The sequence below is a fragment of the Ardenticatenales bacterium genome (genome assembly GCA_020634515.1).
In the GTDB taxonomy this organism is placed as follows: domain Bacteria; phylum Chloroflexota; class Anaerolineae; order Promineifilales; family Promineifilaceae; genus JAGVTM01.
The window spans coordinates 216058-231729 of the sequence record JACKBL010000006.1 but is presented as its reverse complement, the minus strand read 5'-3'; the positions used below and the strand labels follow the sequence as shown (position 1 = coordinate 231729).

16 protein-coding genes are annotated in these 15672 nt (G+C 59.4%); 3 read left to right on the top strand and 13 right to left on the bottom strand.

The features are described from left to right. Position 1: 1 nt before the first annotated feature. The 5 genes from tatC to secG all read right to left on the bottom strand — a co-directional run bounded on the left by tatC (position 2) and on the right by secG (position 3855). The gene (tatC, locus tag H6650_16955) at positions 2–769 is read right to left on the bottom strand and encodes a twin-arginine translocase subunit TatC (GenBank protein ID MCB8953697.1); all 768 of its coding nucleotides are present in this window, start codon (positions 767–769) and stop codon (positions 2–4) included. Between the two features lie 26 nt (positions 770–795). Beyond that, positions 796–1245 (bottom strand): hypothetical protein, encoded by a 450-nt coding sequence (locus H6650_16950; protein MCB8953696.1) that lies wholly within the window; start codon positions 1243–1245, stop codon positions 796–798. A 176-nt stretch (positions 1246–1421) separates the two neighbouring features. Continuing rightward, entirely contained in the window at positions 1422–1592 is a 171-nt protein-coding gene (gene tatA / locus H6650_16945; GenBank protein ID MCB8953695.1) for a twin-arginine translocase TatA/TatE family subunit, read from the bottom strand. Between the two features lie 239 nt (positions 1593–1831). Next, positions 1832–3535: a peptide ABC transporter substrate-binding protein gene (locus H6650_16940; protein MCB8953694.1), complete on the bottom strand. Its 1704-nt coding sequence runs from the start codon at positions 3533–3535 to the stop codon at positions 1832–1834. A gap of 92 nt (positions 3536–3627) precedes the next feature. Next, entirely contained in the window at positions 3628–3855 is a 228-nt protein-coding gene (secG, locus tag H6650_16935) for a preprotein translocase subunit SecG (GenBank protein MCB8953693.1), read from the bottom strand. A 515-nt stretch (positions 3856–4370) separates the two neighbouring features. On the opposite strand from secG, the gene mgtE reads away from it, so the two are divergent. Continuing rightward, positions 4371–5729 carry a magnesium transporter gene (gene mgtE, locus H6650_16930; protein ID MCB8953692.1) on the top strand — a complete coding sequence of 453 codons (1359 nt, stop codon included), beginning with the start codon at positions 4371–4373 and terminating at the stop codon, positions 5727–5729. 167 nt (positions 5730–5896) lie between these two features. On the opposite strand, the gene H6650_16925 is transcribed toward mgtE, so the two are convergent. After that, positions 5897–7069, bottom strand: coding sequence for a trypsin-like peptidase domain-containing protein (locus H6650_16925; protein MCB8953691.1), 1173 nt, complete (start codon positions 7067–7069; stop codon positions 5897–5899). 296 nt (positions 7070–7365) lie between these two features. On the opposite strand from H6650_16925, the gene H6650_16920 reads away from it, so the two are divergent. Continuing rightward, complete coding sequence (locus tag H6650_16920) at positions 7366–8388, top strand: phosphatase PAP2 family protein (GenBank protein ID MCB8953690.1); 1023 nt, start codon at positions 7366–7368, stop codon at positions 8386–8388. Between the two features lie 12 nt (positions 8389–8400). On the opposite strand, the gene H6650_16915 is transcribed toward H6650_16920, so the two are convergent. The 3 genes from H6650_16915 to H6650_16905 form a co-directional block, all read right to left on the bottom strand. Continuing rightward, the gene (locus H6650_16915) at positions 8401–8823 is read right to left on the bottom strand and encodes an acyl-CoA thioesterase (protein MCB8953689.1); all 423 of its coding nucleotides are present in this window, start codon (positions 8821–8823) and stop codon (positions 8401–8403) included. Between the two features lie 135 nt (positions 8824–8958). After that, positions 8959–10770 carry a hypothetical protein gene (locus H6650_16910; protein MCB8953688.1) on the bottom strand — a complete coding sequence of 604 codons (1812 nt, stop codon included), beginning with the start codon at positions 10768–10770 and terminating at the stop codon, positions 8959–8961. A 212-nt stretch (positions 10771–10982) separates the two neighbouring features. Beyond that, on the bottom strand, positions 10983–11768 hold the full coding sequence (locus tag H6650_16905) for a class I SAM-dependent methyltransferase (GenBank protein MCB8953687.1): 786 nt from the start codon (positions 11766–11768) through the stop codon (positions 10983–10985). Between the two features lie 119 nt (positions 11769–11887). Between H6650_16905 and H6650_16900 the strand changes: the two genes are divergently transcribed. After that, positions 11888–12484: a hypothetical protein gene (locus H6650_16900; protein ID MCB8953686.1), complete on the top strand. Its 597-nt coding sequence runs from the start codon at positions 11888–11890 to the stop codon at positions 12482–12484. Positions 12485–12494: 10 nt separating this feature from the next. Here H6650_16900 and H6650_16895 read toward each other — a convergent pair whose 3' ends face one another. The 4 genes from H6650_16895 to H6650_16880 form a co-directional block, all read right to left on the bottom strand. After that, positions 12495–13289 (bottom strand): SDR family NAD(P)-dependent oxidoreductase, encoded by a 795-nt coding sequence (locus H6650_16895; protein MCB8953685.1) that lies wholly within the window; start codon positions 13287–13289, stop codon positions 12495–12497. Between the two features lie 2 nt (positions 13290–13291). Continuing rightward, positions 13292–14083, bottom strand: coding sequence for an enoyl-ACP reductase FabI (gene fabI, locus H6650_16890; GenBank protein ID MCB8953684.1), 792 nt, complete (start codon positions 14081–14083; stop codon positions 13292–13294). A gap of 123 nt (positions 14084–14206) precedes the next feature. Beyond that, positions 14207–14821 (bottom strand): DNA-3-methyladenine glycosylase, encoded by a 615-nt coding sequence (locus tag H6650_16885; GenBank protein ID MCB8953683.1) that lies wholly within the window; start codon positions 14819–14821, stop codon positions 14207–14209. 97 nt (positions 14822–14918) lie between these two features. After that, complete coding sequence (locus H6650_16880; GenBank protein ID MCB8953682.1) at positions 14919–15347, bottom strand: OsmC family protein; 429 nt, start codon at positions 15345–15347, stop codon at positions 14919–14921. Positions 15348–15672 lie beyond the last annotated feature (325 nt).

Below are 15672 nucleotides of genomic sequence, written 5' to 3'. Positions count from 1 at the left end.
CTTACTTCGTACCGCCCGTTTCGCTTTCCAGCGCCATGGATCGCTCAAACTGCCGCTGCCCAATGCGCGCCAGCCCCAGGCTGAGTACATATAGCACCAGCAGCGGAGCCATCGTCAGCAGCATCGTCACCGGGTCCACCGTGGGCGTCACCGCCGCCGCCACCACGGCAATCACCACAATCGCCGTGCGCCACTGCTCGCGCAACGTCGCCGCGCTGACCACGCCCACACGGGCAATGAAATAGACAATCACCGGCATTTCAAAGCTCACCCCTATCCAAAACAAGAATGTGGTGATAAAGCCGATGTATTCCTGACTCGTCCACTCCGTCGTAAACACGGTATTCAAGAAGCCGCCGAGGAAGGTGATCGCGGCGGGCAGCAGCACGAACCAGGCAAAGGACACCCCCAGGAGAAAGAGCAGCATGGCGCTGGGGAGGAAGACATAAACATATCGCTTTTCGCGCGGGAGCAGGCCCGGCTCAATGAACTTCCACACTTGCAGCAGGATGATGGGCATGGACAGAATCGCCCCGGAGAGCAAGGCAATTTTGAAATAAGTCTCGATTCCTTCCGTGGGGCGGATCGTCTGGAGTTGGTCCCCATATGGCCGCGTGAGGAATTGCAGCATTTTCTCGGCGAAAATGATGCTGAGAATCGTGCCCACCAGCAACGCCGCGCCCACCCACACCAGTCGTTTGCGCAGCTCATTTAGATGCCCAAGCAGGGTCATTTGCAGTTGGCGGGAGTCTTCGGCGGCATTGTCCATAGAGGCGTTCTCGGTTGGGCGTAATGTTATACAGCGGGGTCGTCGTCTATCTCCACCACCCGGGGCGGCTGAATCACGTTCTCGCCGTTGCCGGCATCGGCGGCAGTGCCTGCTGACGAGGGAGCGGGGCGCGGTGCGGCGGTGGGGGACCGGTCGGGCGTCAAGGGTTGACGCAGCACCTTATCCCCTTCCCGCATCAAGGTGGAAGGCGCATTGCGGAAATCCTGGCGCAGCGAGTTCATCTGCTGCCCAAATTTCTGCACCTCCTTAAACGCCTCTTTCACTTCCTGCGCTTCCATTGTATCAATCTCATCATTTAGTTGCTGCACAAAATCCCGATAGTAACGCTGCAATTGGGCTGTCCAATAGCCCAACATACGCGCCACGCGCCGAATTTGCTGCGGTCCCATCACCACACCCGCCAGGAGCAAAATTACGAGCAGTTCCGGCAGGCCAACGCCAAAGAAGCTGTCCATGAGTAACTATTCACCACCATCTTCCCGGAAGCTGTTTTAATGCTAAATGACTTGAACAATGAGACGCTTTGGGTCTGAAATTGAGCTTCCGGGAAGGTCTCTTGGACTGTCGACTGACTAGTCACGTCCATGATACATTTCAGATTACCTTTTCCGGCGAATACCGCCAGATAGTTCTATTTGGCCTGGTCGTCGCTGTCGTCCTCTTCGTCCTGGCCTTCGCGCAGCCCCTGACGGAACGCCTTGATACCTTTGCCCAATTCCTCGCCGAGTTTACTCACGCGGCCTACGCCAAAAACAAGTAAAACCACGGCCAAAATGATAATCCATTCCCAACCGTTGATCATGATGATTCTCCTTCAAAAACACCTCGGTAAGACGAGCTTTTAACTCGCCCACACTTTCAAAAAACGCACACAAATCCGTGCATGCCATCCGCGACGACAGCTTGTACGCCAAGTTTCCAACTCGTCTCCGCTGTTGCCGGAATGCCCAGACAATCAAACATTATACCATAGAAAATGAACCACGGATGACCGCAGGCAGCCGGGGCATTAAGAGATGCTTACAATCCTGGGAAAGGGGGTCAGGGAGGGGAGGGGGTAGCAGTTTCCGGGCAGGCTACCAGCACGTCCCGGTAGACCAGGAACCAGTCAGGGAGTGTGCGATACCGGTCGCGGGGTTGGTGAATGAGGCCGATGTCGGCGAGGCCGCTGCCGCCTTGCTGGTTGACGGCCTGGCTCAGTCCATAGGTGAAGACGTGTTGGTAGAGGGTGAATGCCGGCAAATCATTATCAAAAAAGAACAAGAAGCGATTGTAACGGGTGCGTCGCTCCGCCTGCGGCCACAACTGCCGCGCTTCCTCCAACGCCTCACTGGCGCGCCGATTATTCCAGCCGCCATAATTCCGCCCGCGGATCACCGCCTCCTGACTCCAAAAATCGTACAGATCGGGGTCGCCCAGCGGCGTAATCTCCACCAGGGCCACATCATAGGCCCGCTCCAGGAGCGCGGCGGGCAGGTCCACCAGCGCCACAGGTCGCGGCACCGTTTCCACGCCAATAGCCGCCCATTGCGCGGCAATGCCCGCCGCCAGGGCCGCGTCGCTGTCCGTATCGGGGAACAACAGGCGCAATGAAAGCGAAACGTCTTCCTTTTGGCGCACGGAATCATTGACGAGGGTCCAGCCCGCCCCGGCCAACAACGTGGTCGCCGACAGGGGATTGGTCGCGTAAACGGTCAGCGCATCCGCATTGTAAGTCCAGGAATTGGGCAAATAGGGACCTTCAAAGACAACACCCTGCCCATTAACGGCGGCATCTACCAGTTGCGGACGATCCAGGCCATATGCCAGCGCCTGCCGCACCGCTTTGTCACGCACGGCAGCCAGGCCACTGGCGGTCAAGTTGAAGATGAGTTGGGTGTAGCGGGATTCGGGCGCGGAAAAGAGGCGCATACCCGGCAAAGCGGCCATGCGCGGCAGGTCGGCGGCGGGTATGCGGTTGATGGCATAGATCGCGCCATCCTGGTAAGCAGTCACGGCGGCGGCCACGTCCGGGAAGAAGCGATATTCGATGGCGTCCAACTGCACGCCGCCGCGCCAATAAGCAGGGTTGGGGCGCAGGCGCAGCCGCCCGCTACGGGTCCAATCGCCACTCTCGACGATGAAAGGCCCTGTGCCCACGGGGGCCTGGTTAAAGGCGGCGGCGGGCAGGGTAGCGGCGGTGATGCCGGGCAATAGATGGGCGGGCAAGATGCCGCGCGTGGTGGCTTCCAGGAAGGGGGAATAGGGCGTGGGCAGGGTAAAGGAGATGGTGTGCGCGTCTAGTGGGGTGATGGTGACGGCTTGCCAAAGGCGCGCCAGGCCGGGCACGGCGGTGTAGGCATCATCCTGCATCAGGCCGTAGGTGAAGGCGACGTCGGCGCTGGTGAAGGGCTGCCCATCCTGCCAGGTGACGTCGTCGCGCAGGGTGAAGGTGACGGTGAGATTGTCTTCGCTAACCTGCCAGCCGCGGGCTAATGCCGGCACTAACTGCCCCTGATCATCGTAGCGCGTGAGGCCGTCAAAGACAAGGTTGACGAGGTCGCGGTCTACCTGGTTGGCGTCCGCCAGCAGGGGATTGATATATTGCGGGCGTCCCACAACCCCTTCAACCAGGCTGCCGCCAGATGCCGGCACTTGCACCGTACACAAATTCGCCGATTGCGCCTGCACCGTCAGGAGAGACAGAATCAGGCCCAGGCAAACCAGCGCCAGCAGCCCTTGCAGCCGAATATCAGGTTTCATCATTATCGGGCGCGGCGCACGCCGGCGCGGGGGAAAAGGCCAACCAGGGACCAACCACCTGTGTCACTCGCCGCGTGCGGCCACGCAAAGGGGGATCAGCTTTGCCCAACAGCGATAAAAGTCAATACCGTGATGATAAAGAAGGCAATGCTGAAATAAATGGTCACCGTATGCAGCGTGGCTTCCATGCCCCGGCGCGTGCGGAAAGGCCCACTACCGCCTCCGGAATCCCCACCGAGAAACCCGCCCAGGTCAGTTCCCTTGTTTTGCAGGACGACCAGGACAATCAAAACGACAGCCAAAACAATTTCAATCAGGCTCAAGTAGGGAGCAAAAGGACTCAAATCCATCGTGTAACAACCTCGCTAGTAGAGAATAGGCGGACGCGCATGGGGCTTTGGGTTCGCGCAAAATCAACTTTGGACTATCCCACAAGCAAGAACCCTTTCAGCGCATTCGTCAATTCCCGAGCGAAGCCGCTATTGACGGATGCGCCCTTGTGGGTCGCCATCGTGCCGCATGTAGACAAGCGAGGCATTATAACAATCTCCGGCGACAGCGTCGAATTTCGTGGTAACGCCATCTATTGACATTCCCCGCGCACGACCTTATAGTTATGCGGCGCTCCGTCGCGCCTTTTCACGTTCATTTCTTACCTGTTTGCGGGCGTTTCCCGCAATACACAAACGGTCACATGAGTAACGAAAGCGAAGCCAACAGTAGTACGGGCGATATGCCCCTGCCCGACTACCCTGCCAACTCAATACCCTAAGCCCTGGCAGGTTCCCATACCTCCAGGGCGTCGTCAATGGCGACAGCGCAACCACGGAGGTATGTCATGAGTCCTCAAGCGTTTGACACATTTGAATTGATCCTGGAAGAATTGCAGGTGTCCCTGGACCGCGGCGATATGCCGCGTGCCGTGGAGATTTTCGCGGCGCTGCGTCCGGCGGATATGGCGGCGGTTTTTGACGCGCTGGATCAGGAAGAACAGATAGCGCTGCTGGGCAGTTTGCCGGCATCGGAGTCCGCCGACATCCTGGAAGAATTGGACGATGAAGATGTCGCGGAACTGATTGCCACGCTGCCCAACCCCCAGTTGGTGCGCATTATGGATGAGATGGAGCCGGACGAGGCCGCCGACCTCCTCGGTGACATCCAACCGGAGCGTGCCGAAGCTCTCCTCTCCGACCTGGAAGATGAAGATGAACTGCGTCCGCTGTTGATCCACCCCGACGAAAGCGCGGGCGGCATCATGACGTCCAGTTTCCTGGCGCTGCGTCGCCGCATGACGGTGGCGGATGCACTGGAAGCGCTGCGAACGTGGCGACCAAACGCGGAGGCCATTTACTACCTGTTTGTGGTGGACGCGCAGGCGCGCCTGGCGGGCGTGCTGGACCTGCGCCGTTTTCTGATTGCCGATCCGGGGACGTTAATTCAGGATATTATGAACCCGGATGTGGTGTCGGTTCGTGCCGGCATTGATCAAGAAGAAGTCGCCCGCCTCATGGTCCGCTACGACCTCCTCGCCCTCCCCGTCGTAGACAGCCAAAGCAGGCTCCTCGGCGTCGTCACCTACGACGACATCATGGACGTTCTCGAAGAAGAGGCCACCGAAGACATTCAACGACTGGGCGGCGCGCTACCCTTAAAACGCTCCTACCTGGACACCGGCATCGTCACCATGACGCGCAAACGCATCGGCTGGCTGCTCCTTCTCTTCGTCACCGCCACCCTCACCGGCTCCGTCATGCGCGTGTTCCAGTGGGAACTGGAAGTCATGGCCTCCCTGGCCATCTTCATCCCCCTGATCATCGGCACGGGCGGCAACGCCGGCTCACAAACGACCGCCACCGTCATTCGCGCCCTGGCCACGGGGGACGTCGAATGGCGTGATTTATTCTCCGTCTGGTGGCGCGAAGCGCGCGTGGGTTTGCTGTTGGGCGCGGGGATGTGTGTGGCCGCGTATGCGCGCGCCATCACCTGGGAGCCAAACCCGCGGCTTGGCCTGACCGTGGCCGTGGCTATCGTGGGCATTGTCCTCTGGGCCACCTCCGCCGGCGCTATCCTCCCCCTGATTGCCTCCCGCCTGAAAATCGATCCCACCGTCGTCTCCGGTCCCGTTATGAGTACGCTGGTGGACGCCACCGGGCTTTTCATTTACTTCACCCTGGCGCGCCTGATCCTCGGGCTTTAGGTCGACCAAGAACCTTTGAGGAAGGTTGCTCTGGTTTCCTAATGCCAGGTTTTGGCCTGAAAACACCTGCCTGGAAGGGGCGCAAGATCACAGCGTGAGTAAAAAAAGGCCGACCAGATGATGGTCGGCCTTTGCCCGGAGAGATGAACCAGGGGAGAGGATTGTTGCTAGTTGTTCGGGCGGGCCTCCAGCGTGACCTCTACGGTTGCCGGTTGACCGTCGCGCAGGATGTGCAGGGTCACCGTTTGACCCACTTCCGTATCTTGCGTAATGTAGGTGAGCAAGTCGTCGAAGTCCTGCACCGTCTGGTTGTCAATGCCCACAATCACGTCACCGCCGATGCGCACCGCCTGCCCCTGAACGGTGGTTTGCCCGGTGGCGCCGCGCAGCCCTGTGCCTTCAGAGGGGCCACCGGCAACGATGCGGTCCACCAGCACGCCGCGCTGGTTGGCATCCAGATTCATGGCCTGCGCCAGCGTTGCGTTCAGTTCCACGCCGGAGACACCCAACCAGGGGTAGCTGACCTGACCGGTGGCGATAATCTGCGGCACGGTCTTGCTCACGATGTCCACGGGCACGGCATACCCGATACCGGAGGAGGCGCGCACGGGGGACTCAATGGCCGTGTTCACGCCGATGACCCGGCCATCCAGGTTGAGCAGGGGACCGCCCGAATTGCCCGGATTGATGGCCGCGTCCGTTTGAATGATGTCGGAAATGCTGAAGCCTTGCCCTTCATTCAGAAGACGCCCCAGGCCGGAGACGATGCCGATGGTCATGGAGCCTTGCAGGCCAAAGGGATTGCCGATGGCGACCACGAACTGTCCCACGTGCAGGGCATCGGAGGAGCCGAGGGGGAGGGGCGTGAGCTTGCTGGCGGGAACGTCAACTTTGACGACGGCGAGGTCAGAGTCGGCGGTAGCGCCGACGAGGGTAGCGCGGGCTTCGCTACCATCGGCGAAGTTGACCCGGATGCTGGATGCTCCCTCAATGACGTGGTTGTTGGTGACGACGTGCCCCTGCGTGTCGTAGACGAAGCCAGAACCCTGGCCGAGATTGGTGACGATGTTCACCACGCCGGGGTTGACACGGTCATAGAGGTTGACAAAGGTGTCTTCGGTAAGCGCGCCGCCGCTGACGATGCTTTGCGCGGCAGCCGCGGCGGGGACGGCCTGGGTTTGGGTTTGGGTCTGGGCGACGGTGGCGGGTTGCAGGTTTTCGGTTTGCGAGAGGAGGGCGGGTTGAGATGCCGGCATGACGGCGGCCTGCCCGCATCCACTCACAACCAATAGCAGCAGCACAACAAGAGGTAAGTAAACAACATGAATTCGCTTCCGCATGACGTGTAGGTCTCCTTATCTTAATGCATCTGATTCCAAACGTGATGCCGGCATTTTCGCCCACACGTGTAAAAAAACTGTTACCTGATGTTAAACGCGAACTGAGGGCGACCTGAGCAGCAGGTGAACAGCCCAGTTTTCACCGGCATTTCCCGTCATCCGCGCAATTACCTCACGGCGGCAATGGTCGATTTCCTCGTTCGACGTTACAATCGTTGCTGCCAGTGCTGAAACAAGACACCCACATGTGAAGACACGTCGCACCATACCTTATTTGGGTAGCCAAAAAGGAAGACATGAACGAAATCTTAGACGTCGGTTTAGAGATAACGAGGTGGTTGCAACAGAACTACCCCTGGCTACGTGGATTCATGGCTTTTATGTCGCAAATGGGGCGCTTCGAGTTTTATCTGGTCTTGGTCCCCATCATCTACTGGGCTATCGACAAGCAGCTTGGCCGCTCACTGACTTACATCCTAACCTTCAGCGACGTAACCAACAATCTCCTCAAACACGCTTTCCGTGGCCCCCGCCCCTACTGGTTAGATCAATCCGTCGGCCTTAGCAGCGAGAGCACATCCTACGGCATCCCCAGCGGGCACAGTCAAACCGCGTTCATCATCTATTTATACCTGGCTATCTGGCTGCGTCGGCGGTGGGTCTGGGCGCTGGCGCTGCTGATGGTATTCCTCATGGGACTCAGCCGCGTCTATCTGGGCGTCCACTTCCTGCACGATGTTCTGGCTGGCTACCTGGTCGGGTTGTTGATTCTGGTTGGCTATCTGCTTTGGTGGCGATATTTGCAGGACAATTTTCGCCGACGCATATTGGGGCAGCGGTTGCTACTGGCGATCATCATCCCCCTGGCTTTCGGCCTTATCTACGCGCTCGTTCTCTACCTCATTGGCCAGCCGGACCTCAGCGTTGCCTGGAGCAGCTACCTCCCTGAGTTGGAAGCGGAAAGCGTGCAAAGCATGTTCAGCAGCCTGGGCGCGCTGCTGGGCGTGGGCTGCGGTCTGGTTTTGGAAGGCAGCCGCGTTCGTTTTCGCGCGGGCGGCCCTATTTGGAAGCGTGCCGTGCGCGTCATTCTTGGCCTCATCGGGGCAGTGGCGTTCTGGCGCGGGCTGGCGCTGGTGTTTCCCACCGATCCGCTCTGGTTAGGGCTGCCGCTGCGGGCGCTGCGTTATTTCTTGTTGGGTATCTGGGTGAGCTATTATGGCCCCATGGTTTTTGTGCGCCTGCGGCTGGCGGACGCAGACCCGCCCCCAGGAATTGAGCTGACGATACGCCCCCTCGACCGTATTCAGCCGCCGAAGTAGATGGGGGCCGGCTTAGATGCCGGCAATTCGCAAATCCTCAAACCGTTTCCGGGCAGCCGGGGTGAGCGGGCGCGCCTTACGAGATGCCGTATCCACCTGCACAATCACCGTTTCCGCATCCGCCACGCAGCGACCATCCTGGTAAATCGCCTGCGACAACGTGAGCGAACTGTTGCCAACCTTGCGCACGCCTGTGCCCACGGTGACCGAGCCAGGCCACTGAATTTCTCCCCGAAAGTCAAGCGTCAGTCGCGCAATAACAAACTCAGCATCATCCGCGGCAAGCGGCTGTTCCGGGTCGTACAGAATCTCCACGCGCCCGGTCTCCAGGAAAGTGGCAAACAGAGCATTGTTCACATGGCCCTGCCGGTCTGTGTCCGCGTAGCGAACCTTATCGGTTGATTGTCTGGGAAAAGATGGCGGCAGTCGCTCCATGCCGGCAAGTATAGCTTCGCGTACCCAATCGCGCTAAGGACTGTCGATGAAATAAAGTACAGAATTGCGTCGTCAGTTTGAGGGAACGGTACGGAAACAACTTCGCCGTCTTATTTAATCTCCGTTCCTACCATGTCACGGCGCGTAACCATCAAAGACGATCAAGCTGTTGGCTGCATTGGGGTTATGCGTCCCCAGCGTCCTGATAGTGACGGCGTGCGGACCGGGTTCCAATCCACTCATCTGCACCTCGTACTGGAGCTGAGGGATGGGATAGTAGGTATCCACGGTAGCCAGGAGTTGTCCGTCAACGATGACGTCCGCTTCCCCACACATAGGGCAGCGCAGCGTGAGCCAGCTAAACTCTGCTCCCCACGCGGCGAAGTTGATGGTCGCATCTGGCGCCACGGTTTGGCGGAAGCCGCCGCCGAAAGCACCCGGAACAGCGGTCCCGTTCCACAGATTGTACTGCACGGCCAGTTCGTTATCGTCCGTGATTGCATTCCCGAAGGCGAATCCGTCCACGCGCACGTCACGGCCATTGGAATAAGGCGACTTCAGGCCGCTGGCAACGATCATGATGGTGTGCGACTGCAAGGGGTTGAGATTGCCATATTCCAGTGTCAGTTGGTAGGTAGGCTGTGGGAAGTAGAGATTGAGCAAATCCCGAAATTGTCCATCAATGAACACGTATGCCTTCCCCTGGTCTGGTCCGCGATAGGTAATGAAGGCCACCGCATCAGTGGGGGCAGGGGTCTTGTACGTCATGGTTTTGCCCAAGCTATTGGCAGCGCGGTAGCCACCGCCATAGGCATTGGCATCCGCAGTCCCCACCCAGCCGCCAAAGCCGGCAAATCCTCCATACTGCACGCTGTAATCGGCGTCATCAATGAACACGGGGGCGTCATAGGCCGGTCGCGTTACGCCAATGTGGAAACTGTCGTTGGCCTTGTAGGTAAAATAGATCCAATCTTCCGCCCCCACCGGAACGACGTCGAAATCCATGACGATTTGCCAGCCGGGCAGGACGAGATCAAAGTCCACAAGGCCGATAACCAATGTCTGGAAGCTGAGGCCATCAGTGCTGACGGCCAGATCAATGCGGCCGGTGTCTGGATGGAAGTAGAATAGTTCGTAGGTACTGTCTGGCAGTTGGCGTACGCGGCTGATGCCTCTGTCAGTGGCCGCGCCATTCAGCCATATCTGCTCGCCGCCTGTCTGCCAGTTGCCCCAACCGGAACCGCCAGTGTCGCTTGTGCGATAACGCAGGTCCTCAGGCACATTGGGATACATTTCGCCGTCAACGTCTACGCGCGCCCACATGCGGTAGAGACCGTTTTGCTTCATGACGTTTTGGGATAATGTGCCTATCAGGGTCGGTTGGGCGATGACCTGCCAGTCGAGGCCGTCACTGCTGGTGACGTAACGCATCGCGTAAGCCCAGCCTTGACTATGTTCGTAGTAGTAGCTCTCCCAGGCTTCGTAGGTGGCGGCTTCTTTGATGATGGAGCGAATGCCGGCAACATACTCATAATCATCTCCCCCAGGTAAAGCAAGATTCGTGTTCGTGCGGTCCGACCAAACCAGTCCATCCTGGCTCTGAAAACGCTGCTCCACACCAAAACGCGGCAGACTCCGCTTGTTGCTGTTCAGCCACATGTAATACATGTCGCCTTCTTGCATGATCGTAAAGTACTGCAAATAGCCGCCAAAAGCAGGGGCCAACTCGACAACTGCCCCACCGACATCTTCAAGAAGGACCGTTGAAGTGAGGTAAACGGGGGTATCCAGGGCCAGCGGCGAGGTGTGTTCCCCACCGAATGCCGGCAAGTCGGTGGCGTAGGTGCTGTCGATGGGCAACAGCCACAAAAGGACCGCCAGCAACACACAGACGGCCAGCGGTAAGCCAACGATGGCGACGTTGTGGGCAATCCTTGTCTTATTCATTTCGCTTTCTCCTTGCTCCCAATTCGAGGCACTTTGTAGCCATCATACTAAATACCGCGAAGGCAAGTCAAGCAAAAACAGCCGGGGATTTGCCGCAATTAAATTGGCCGTATTGTGCGAAACACGGCTATCCATTTTCCACACACCCGGCACTTATCAGCCCATCCGCAAATGCGCACGCAGATCAACAAGAATGGGAAGCGGATGGGTCTTTATGGTGAAGCGTTTATGCCGGCAATTACCACCATCCGCTCCCCCTCATCCGAAAACGACTCCCGCCGATACCCCCCATACAGCGCCAACAGACGCAGCCCCGCGCGGCGCAGCAGCATCTCCACTTCATGGGCATACCAATAGTAAAAATCAATCTGCGTCACCAGCCGCCGCACTACCCCACCCGCCGCCGGCGCGGCATCATAAATCCAGGTCACTTGCAACGTCTGCGCCTCCTGATCCAGGCGGCTGCTGGCGAGTTGGAGTACCAGATCACCCGATTCGGGATCGGTAAACGCCCGCTCCAGCGTCAACAGATGATCATCCGGCGTCTGCGTCACGGTCAGCGGATGCGGCAAATCAATGAACAGGCGACCGGCGGCGTGCAGATGGGCGCGGGCGGCGCGCAGCGCCGCCTCGGCTGCCGCCGGTGGCAGGTGCATCAGCGTATTGTACGATAACAAAATCAGGGAGAACGTTTGCGGCAGCGCGAACGCCGTCATGTCGCCCTCAACCAGCGTGACGCGGGCTTGCGTGACGGCGGTCTCATGCGCCAGTTTTTGCCGCGCCCGTTGCAGCATGTGCGGGGAGTTGTCGAGGCCGGTGATGGACACGCCGGCGCGGGCCAGGGGCAGCAGCAGCCGCCCAGAGCCGCAGCCTAACTCCAGCACGGGGCCATCGACGGCCAGCGCCAGGCTGCGCACAAAGGGAATATCCGCTTGCAGCGCGGCGTGGGTCAGGTCATAGTAGTGGGCGATTTTCTCGTAAAGGGGAATCGTGGACATGAGGGAAGTGTAGCAAATTGGCTTGATCGCACAAGACCCGATTTCCCAGGAACCGGGTTTCAGGCAGGAAATGCGCCGTAGCCCTGTTCCATTCGCGCATGCGCCGGTAAAATCGCGTTATGAATCAACCATATGCGACTCCTCCGGCGGCCACGATGCGCCTGCTGGGTCTGGCGGCGGTGGGTGTGTTGGTGTTGGCGATTGGGGGGATTTTGCTGATGAGTGCCGGCATTTTCGACCCCATCCCCGCCACACTTCCTACCGCGCCCCTGCCCCTCTCCCCCATGACCCTCACCACCACCGAGCCGCGGCTCGTCTGGCTGGCCGAGGCGGACCCGTCCGCGCCTTTGGATGCACGATTGACGGTGGCGGGAAATGCCGGCAGTCCCGACGTCGCCTACGCGCTTCTCCTGGGCAACCCGGTCACCTTTCTCGCCGTCATCCTCTCTCCCGCCGGCTACACCTCTATCTCACTACACGAAAAAGGCCGGCAGATTGACATCCTGCCCGCGCAAACCTGGCCGCACATCCACCCAGGCAGCGAACTGAACGAAATCCAATTGACGCGCCAGGACCAAACCATCACCGTGCGCCTCAATCGGGAAACGCTGTGGTCGGGCCGCGTTCCCCTGACGGAAACCTGCCTGGGCATCAGCGGCCAAACCTTTGCCCCCCCCACCACCATTGACTTCATCAGCTTGCAGTTTGCGCCGTAGCCACGCTCTTCTATTCCCCTTGCCACCCCGTGCGCGTCAACAATCCCCCAACCATGCGCGGAAACACTCGATGCCACCGTAAAAACAGGTTCGCCATGAAGGGAACCACGACTTCCCGCCGCTCGCGCTCAATGGCCCGCGCAATGTGTGCGGCGGCCTGCGCCTCCGTGAGCGTGGGCACAATCCGACTCAGCCGAGGAATGCGTTCCTCACTGCCCGGATTGCGCGCAAAATAAGGCGTGTCCACCTTGGCGGCGGCAAACAGGGTGACGCCGATGCGCGTGCGGTGCAAATCGGCGCGCAATCCTTCGCTGAAGCCGCGCATGGCAAAGCGAGCGGCGATATAGCCCGTGGCGCCTGGCCAGGCGGCATAGGAAGCCACGGAAGTGACGTTGAGGATGTGGCCGGCGTCGCGCTGGAGCATGGCGGGCAGGAAGGCGCGGGTGATGTTGAAGGCGGCGAAATAAGGCGCGGCCATCATCTGCGCCCCTTCCTCCGGGGATGTTTCCGCCACGGTCAGCCAGCGACCCGCACCCGCATTATTCACCAACACATCCGGCACGCCGATGTCGGCCATGATCACCCGCGCCACGTAGCTGGTGGCCGCGGCATTGGTTAGATCAATGGGGTAGATGGCTGCTTGCCCGCCCTGTGCCCGAATGGACTGGGCCACTTCCGCCAACTGCGCCTCCCGCCGCGCCAACAGCACGACACGCCCGCCTTTCCGCGCCAACAGTTGCGCCGCCGCCGCGCCGATGCCGCTGGATGCCCCGGTGATGACGATGATTTTCTCGTTAACGTTCACGATTATTCCCAGGTTTCTGGCGGTTCGGGCATGCCCAGGATATGGTAGCCGGCATCAACGTAGATGACTTCACCGGTGACGCCGCTGCTGAGGTCGCTGGCCAGCCAGAGGGCGGTGCGGCCCACTTCGTCCTGATCGACGTTGCGGCGCAGGGGGGCGCGTTCACCGACATAAGTGAGCATTTTGCGGAAGCCGGAAATGCCGGCAGCCGCCAATGTCTTAATCGGTCCGGCGGAAATAGCATTAACGCGAATCCCATTCGGCCCCAGGTCCGCCGCCAGGTAACGCACGCTCGCTTCCAATGCCGCCTTCGCCACGCCCATCACGTTGTAGTGGGGAACCGCTTTTTCCGCGCCATAGTAGGTCATCGCCATGATGCTGCCGCCGTGAGCCATCAAGGGCACGGCCCGCCGCGCCATGGCCACCAGGCTGTAGGCGCTAATGTCCATCGCCAGGGCAAAACCGTCGCGGCTGGTATTCACGAAGCGGCCCGTCAGGTCATCCTGTTTGGCGTAGGCCACGGAATGGATGAGAATGTCAATCTCGCCAAAATGCGCCGCCGCGCGCGCGAAAACGGCATCCAGTTCCGCATCCGAGGTCACGTCGCACTTCTCTACGAAGGTAACGCCAAGCTGCTCCGCCAGCGGCATCACGCGCCGTTCCAACTGGGGAATGCCATAGCTGAAGCCAATTTCCGCCCCATGCTCATGCAGCGCCTGGGCAATGCCCCAGGCAATGGAGTTTTTGTTGGCAATGCCAAAAATGAGGGCCTTTTTCCCTGCCAATAGTTTCATGCTGTCTTCTCCGAAGGTAGTGGTCAATGGGTGGTGGTGGTTGGTCAGAAAGTGGGTGGCTGGCATTGGTGAGTTGGTCGTGTGCCAACCTGTTCGTCATTTTCCGTTTTCTGTTGCCCGTTTTCAGCGGTATTGAGAGACGAACGGGTTATCCTTTATCCAAAACCGCCAGGGCATGGAGTGCCAGGGTTCGGACGTTTTGCCTAATCCTACGCGCGGGCCGTGGTGAATAGATGCCGGCATCACCGCACGCGCCTCCTCCACCCATATAACCCCGCCGGCCTGAAAAAGATTTGTCCCATTCAAATCACTACCAATGCCCAACGCCCGCGCCAGCTTCGCCGGGCCATTCGTCCACTCGCCGCGCCCACGCCCGGCCCGATTGCGAGCCATCACATCCTCCCCTTCATCCGGCTCCAGCGCCCGAATGAGCACCGCACTCGCCTGCCCGGCATCACCCGTGACGATATTGAACATCCAATGCATACCGTACGTAAAATAGACGTACGCATGACCCGCCGGGCCAAACATAACGGCGGTGCGGGCCGTGGGCGCGCCGTTGTTGCGCGTGCCGTGGCAGGCCAGATCGGGTTCCTCGCTATCGCAATACGCCTCCGTCTCCACGATCACGCCGCCAACGCGCCGACCGTCAATCAGGCGCACCAGCCGCTTGCCCAACAGCGCCCTGGCAACAACGACGGCGGAACGTGCATAAAAAGATTGGGGCAGCACAGTCATGACAGCTTCCGGGAAGAGCAATGTCGCTTGAACAAAAAGAGGAACAGGCCACATGACCGGTTCCTCCTCAAAATTCGTGGCGACTGACCGCCGCGCCCTATTCCAACAGCGTGGCCGTCAACTTAATGTCCGTCCCCGCCAGGGCTTTGGAAACGGGGCAGCCCGCCTTCGCCGCCTGCGCCTTTGCCTGAAATTCCGTATTCTCCAGGCCGGGCACAACCGCCTCGGTACTCAACTCAATCTGCGTAATGGCCGGGCCGCCATCCACGCGGCCCAGGTGAACGCGCGCCGTCGTCTGGATGCGCGTTGGCGTGTAACCGGCATTGGAAAGCAGCGCCGACAAAAACATGGAGAAGCAGCCCGCATGAGCCGCGCCAATCAGCTCTTCCGGATTGGTTCCGTCCCCTTCTTCAAACCGAGAGGCATACGTAAACGGGCCATCGTACCCGCCGCTGCCCAGTTTCATCGTGCCCGCGCCCTCGCGCAGCGTTCCCTGCCATATAGCTTCAGCATTTCGTACAGCCATGCGAAATTCTCTCCTTCAAAACCACCCAGTAGGGCGAGTTTCTAACTCGCTAAGTACAGTGTTGCGTGAATGCGTTCCGTGGTAACTACTAACGCTCTCTGGAGATTGGACCAATTTCACGCGCTCAATGGCCGTTTTCACCAGAGAAAATTGGTCCGAATTATTCTCATCTCAGGCAGACGCCCCCATTATAACCGCTAACGGGGACATCCGCGAACACTTCCCGAAAGCTCGATTTCTGCCAGGCGCGTCTCCTTACGGCTTCCGGGAAGGTGGGGGCAAATGAATACCCAATTGCCATGTACCGCTTGCCTGCTGCAAAAGG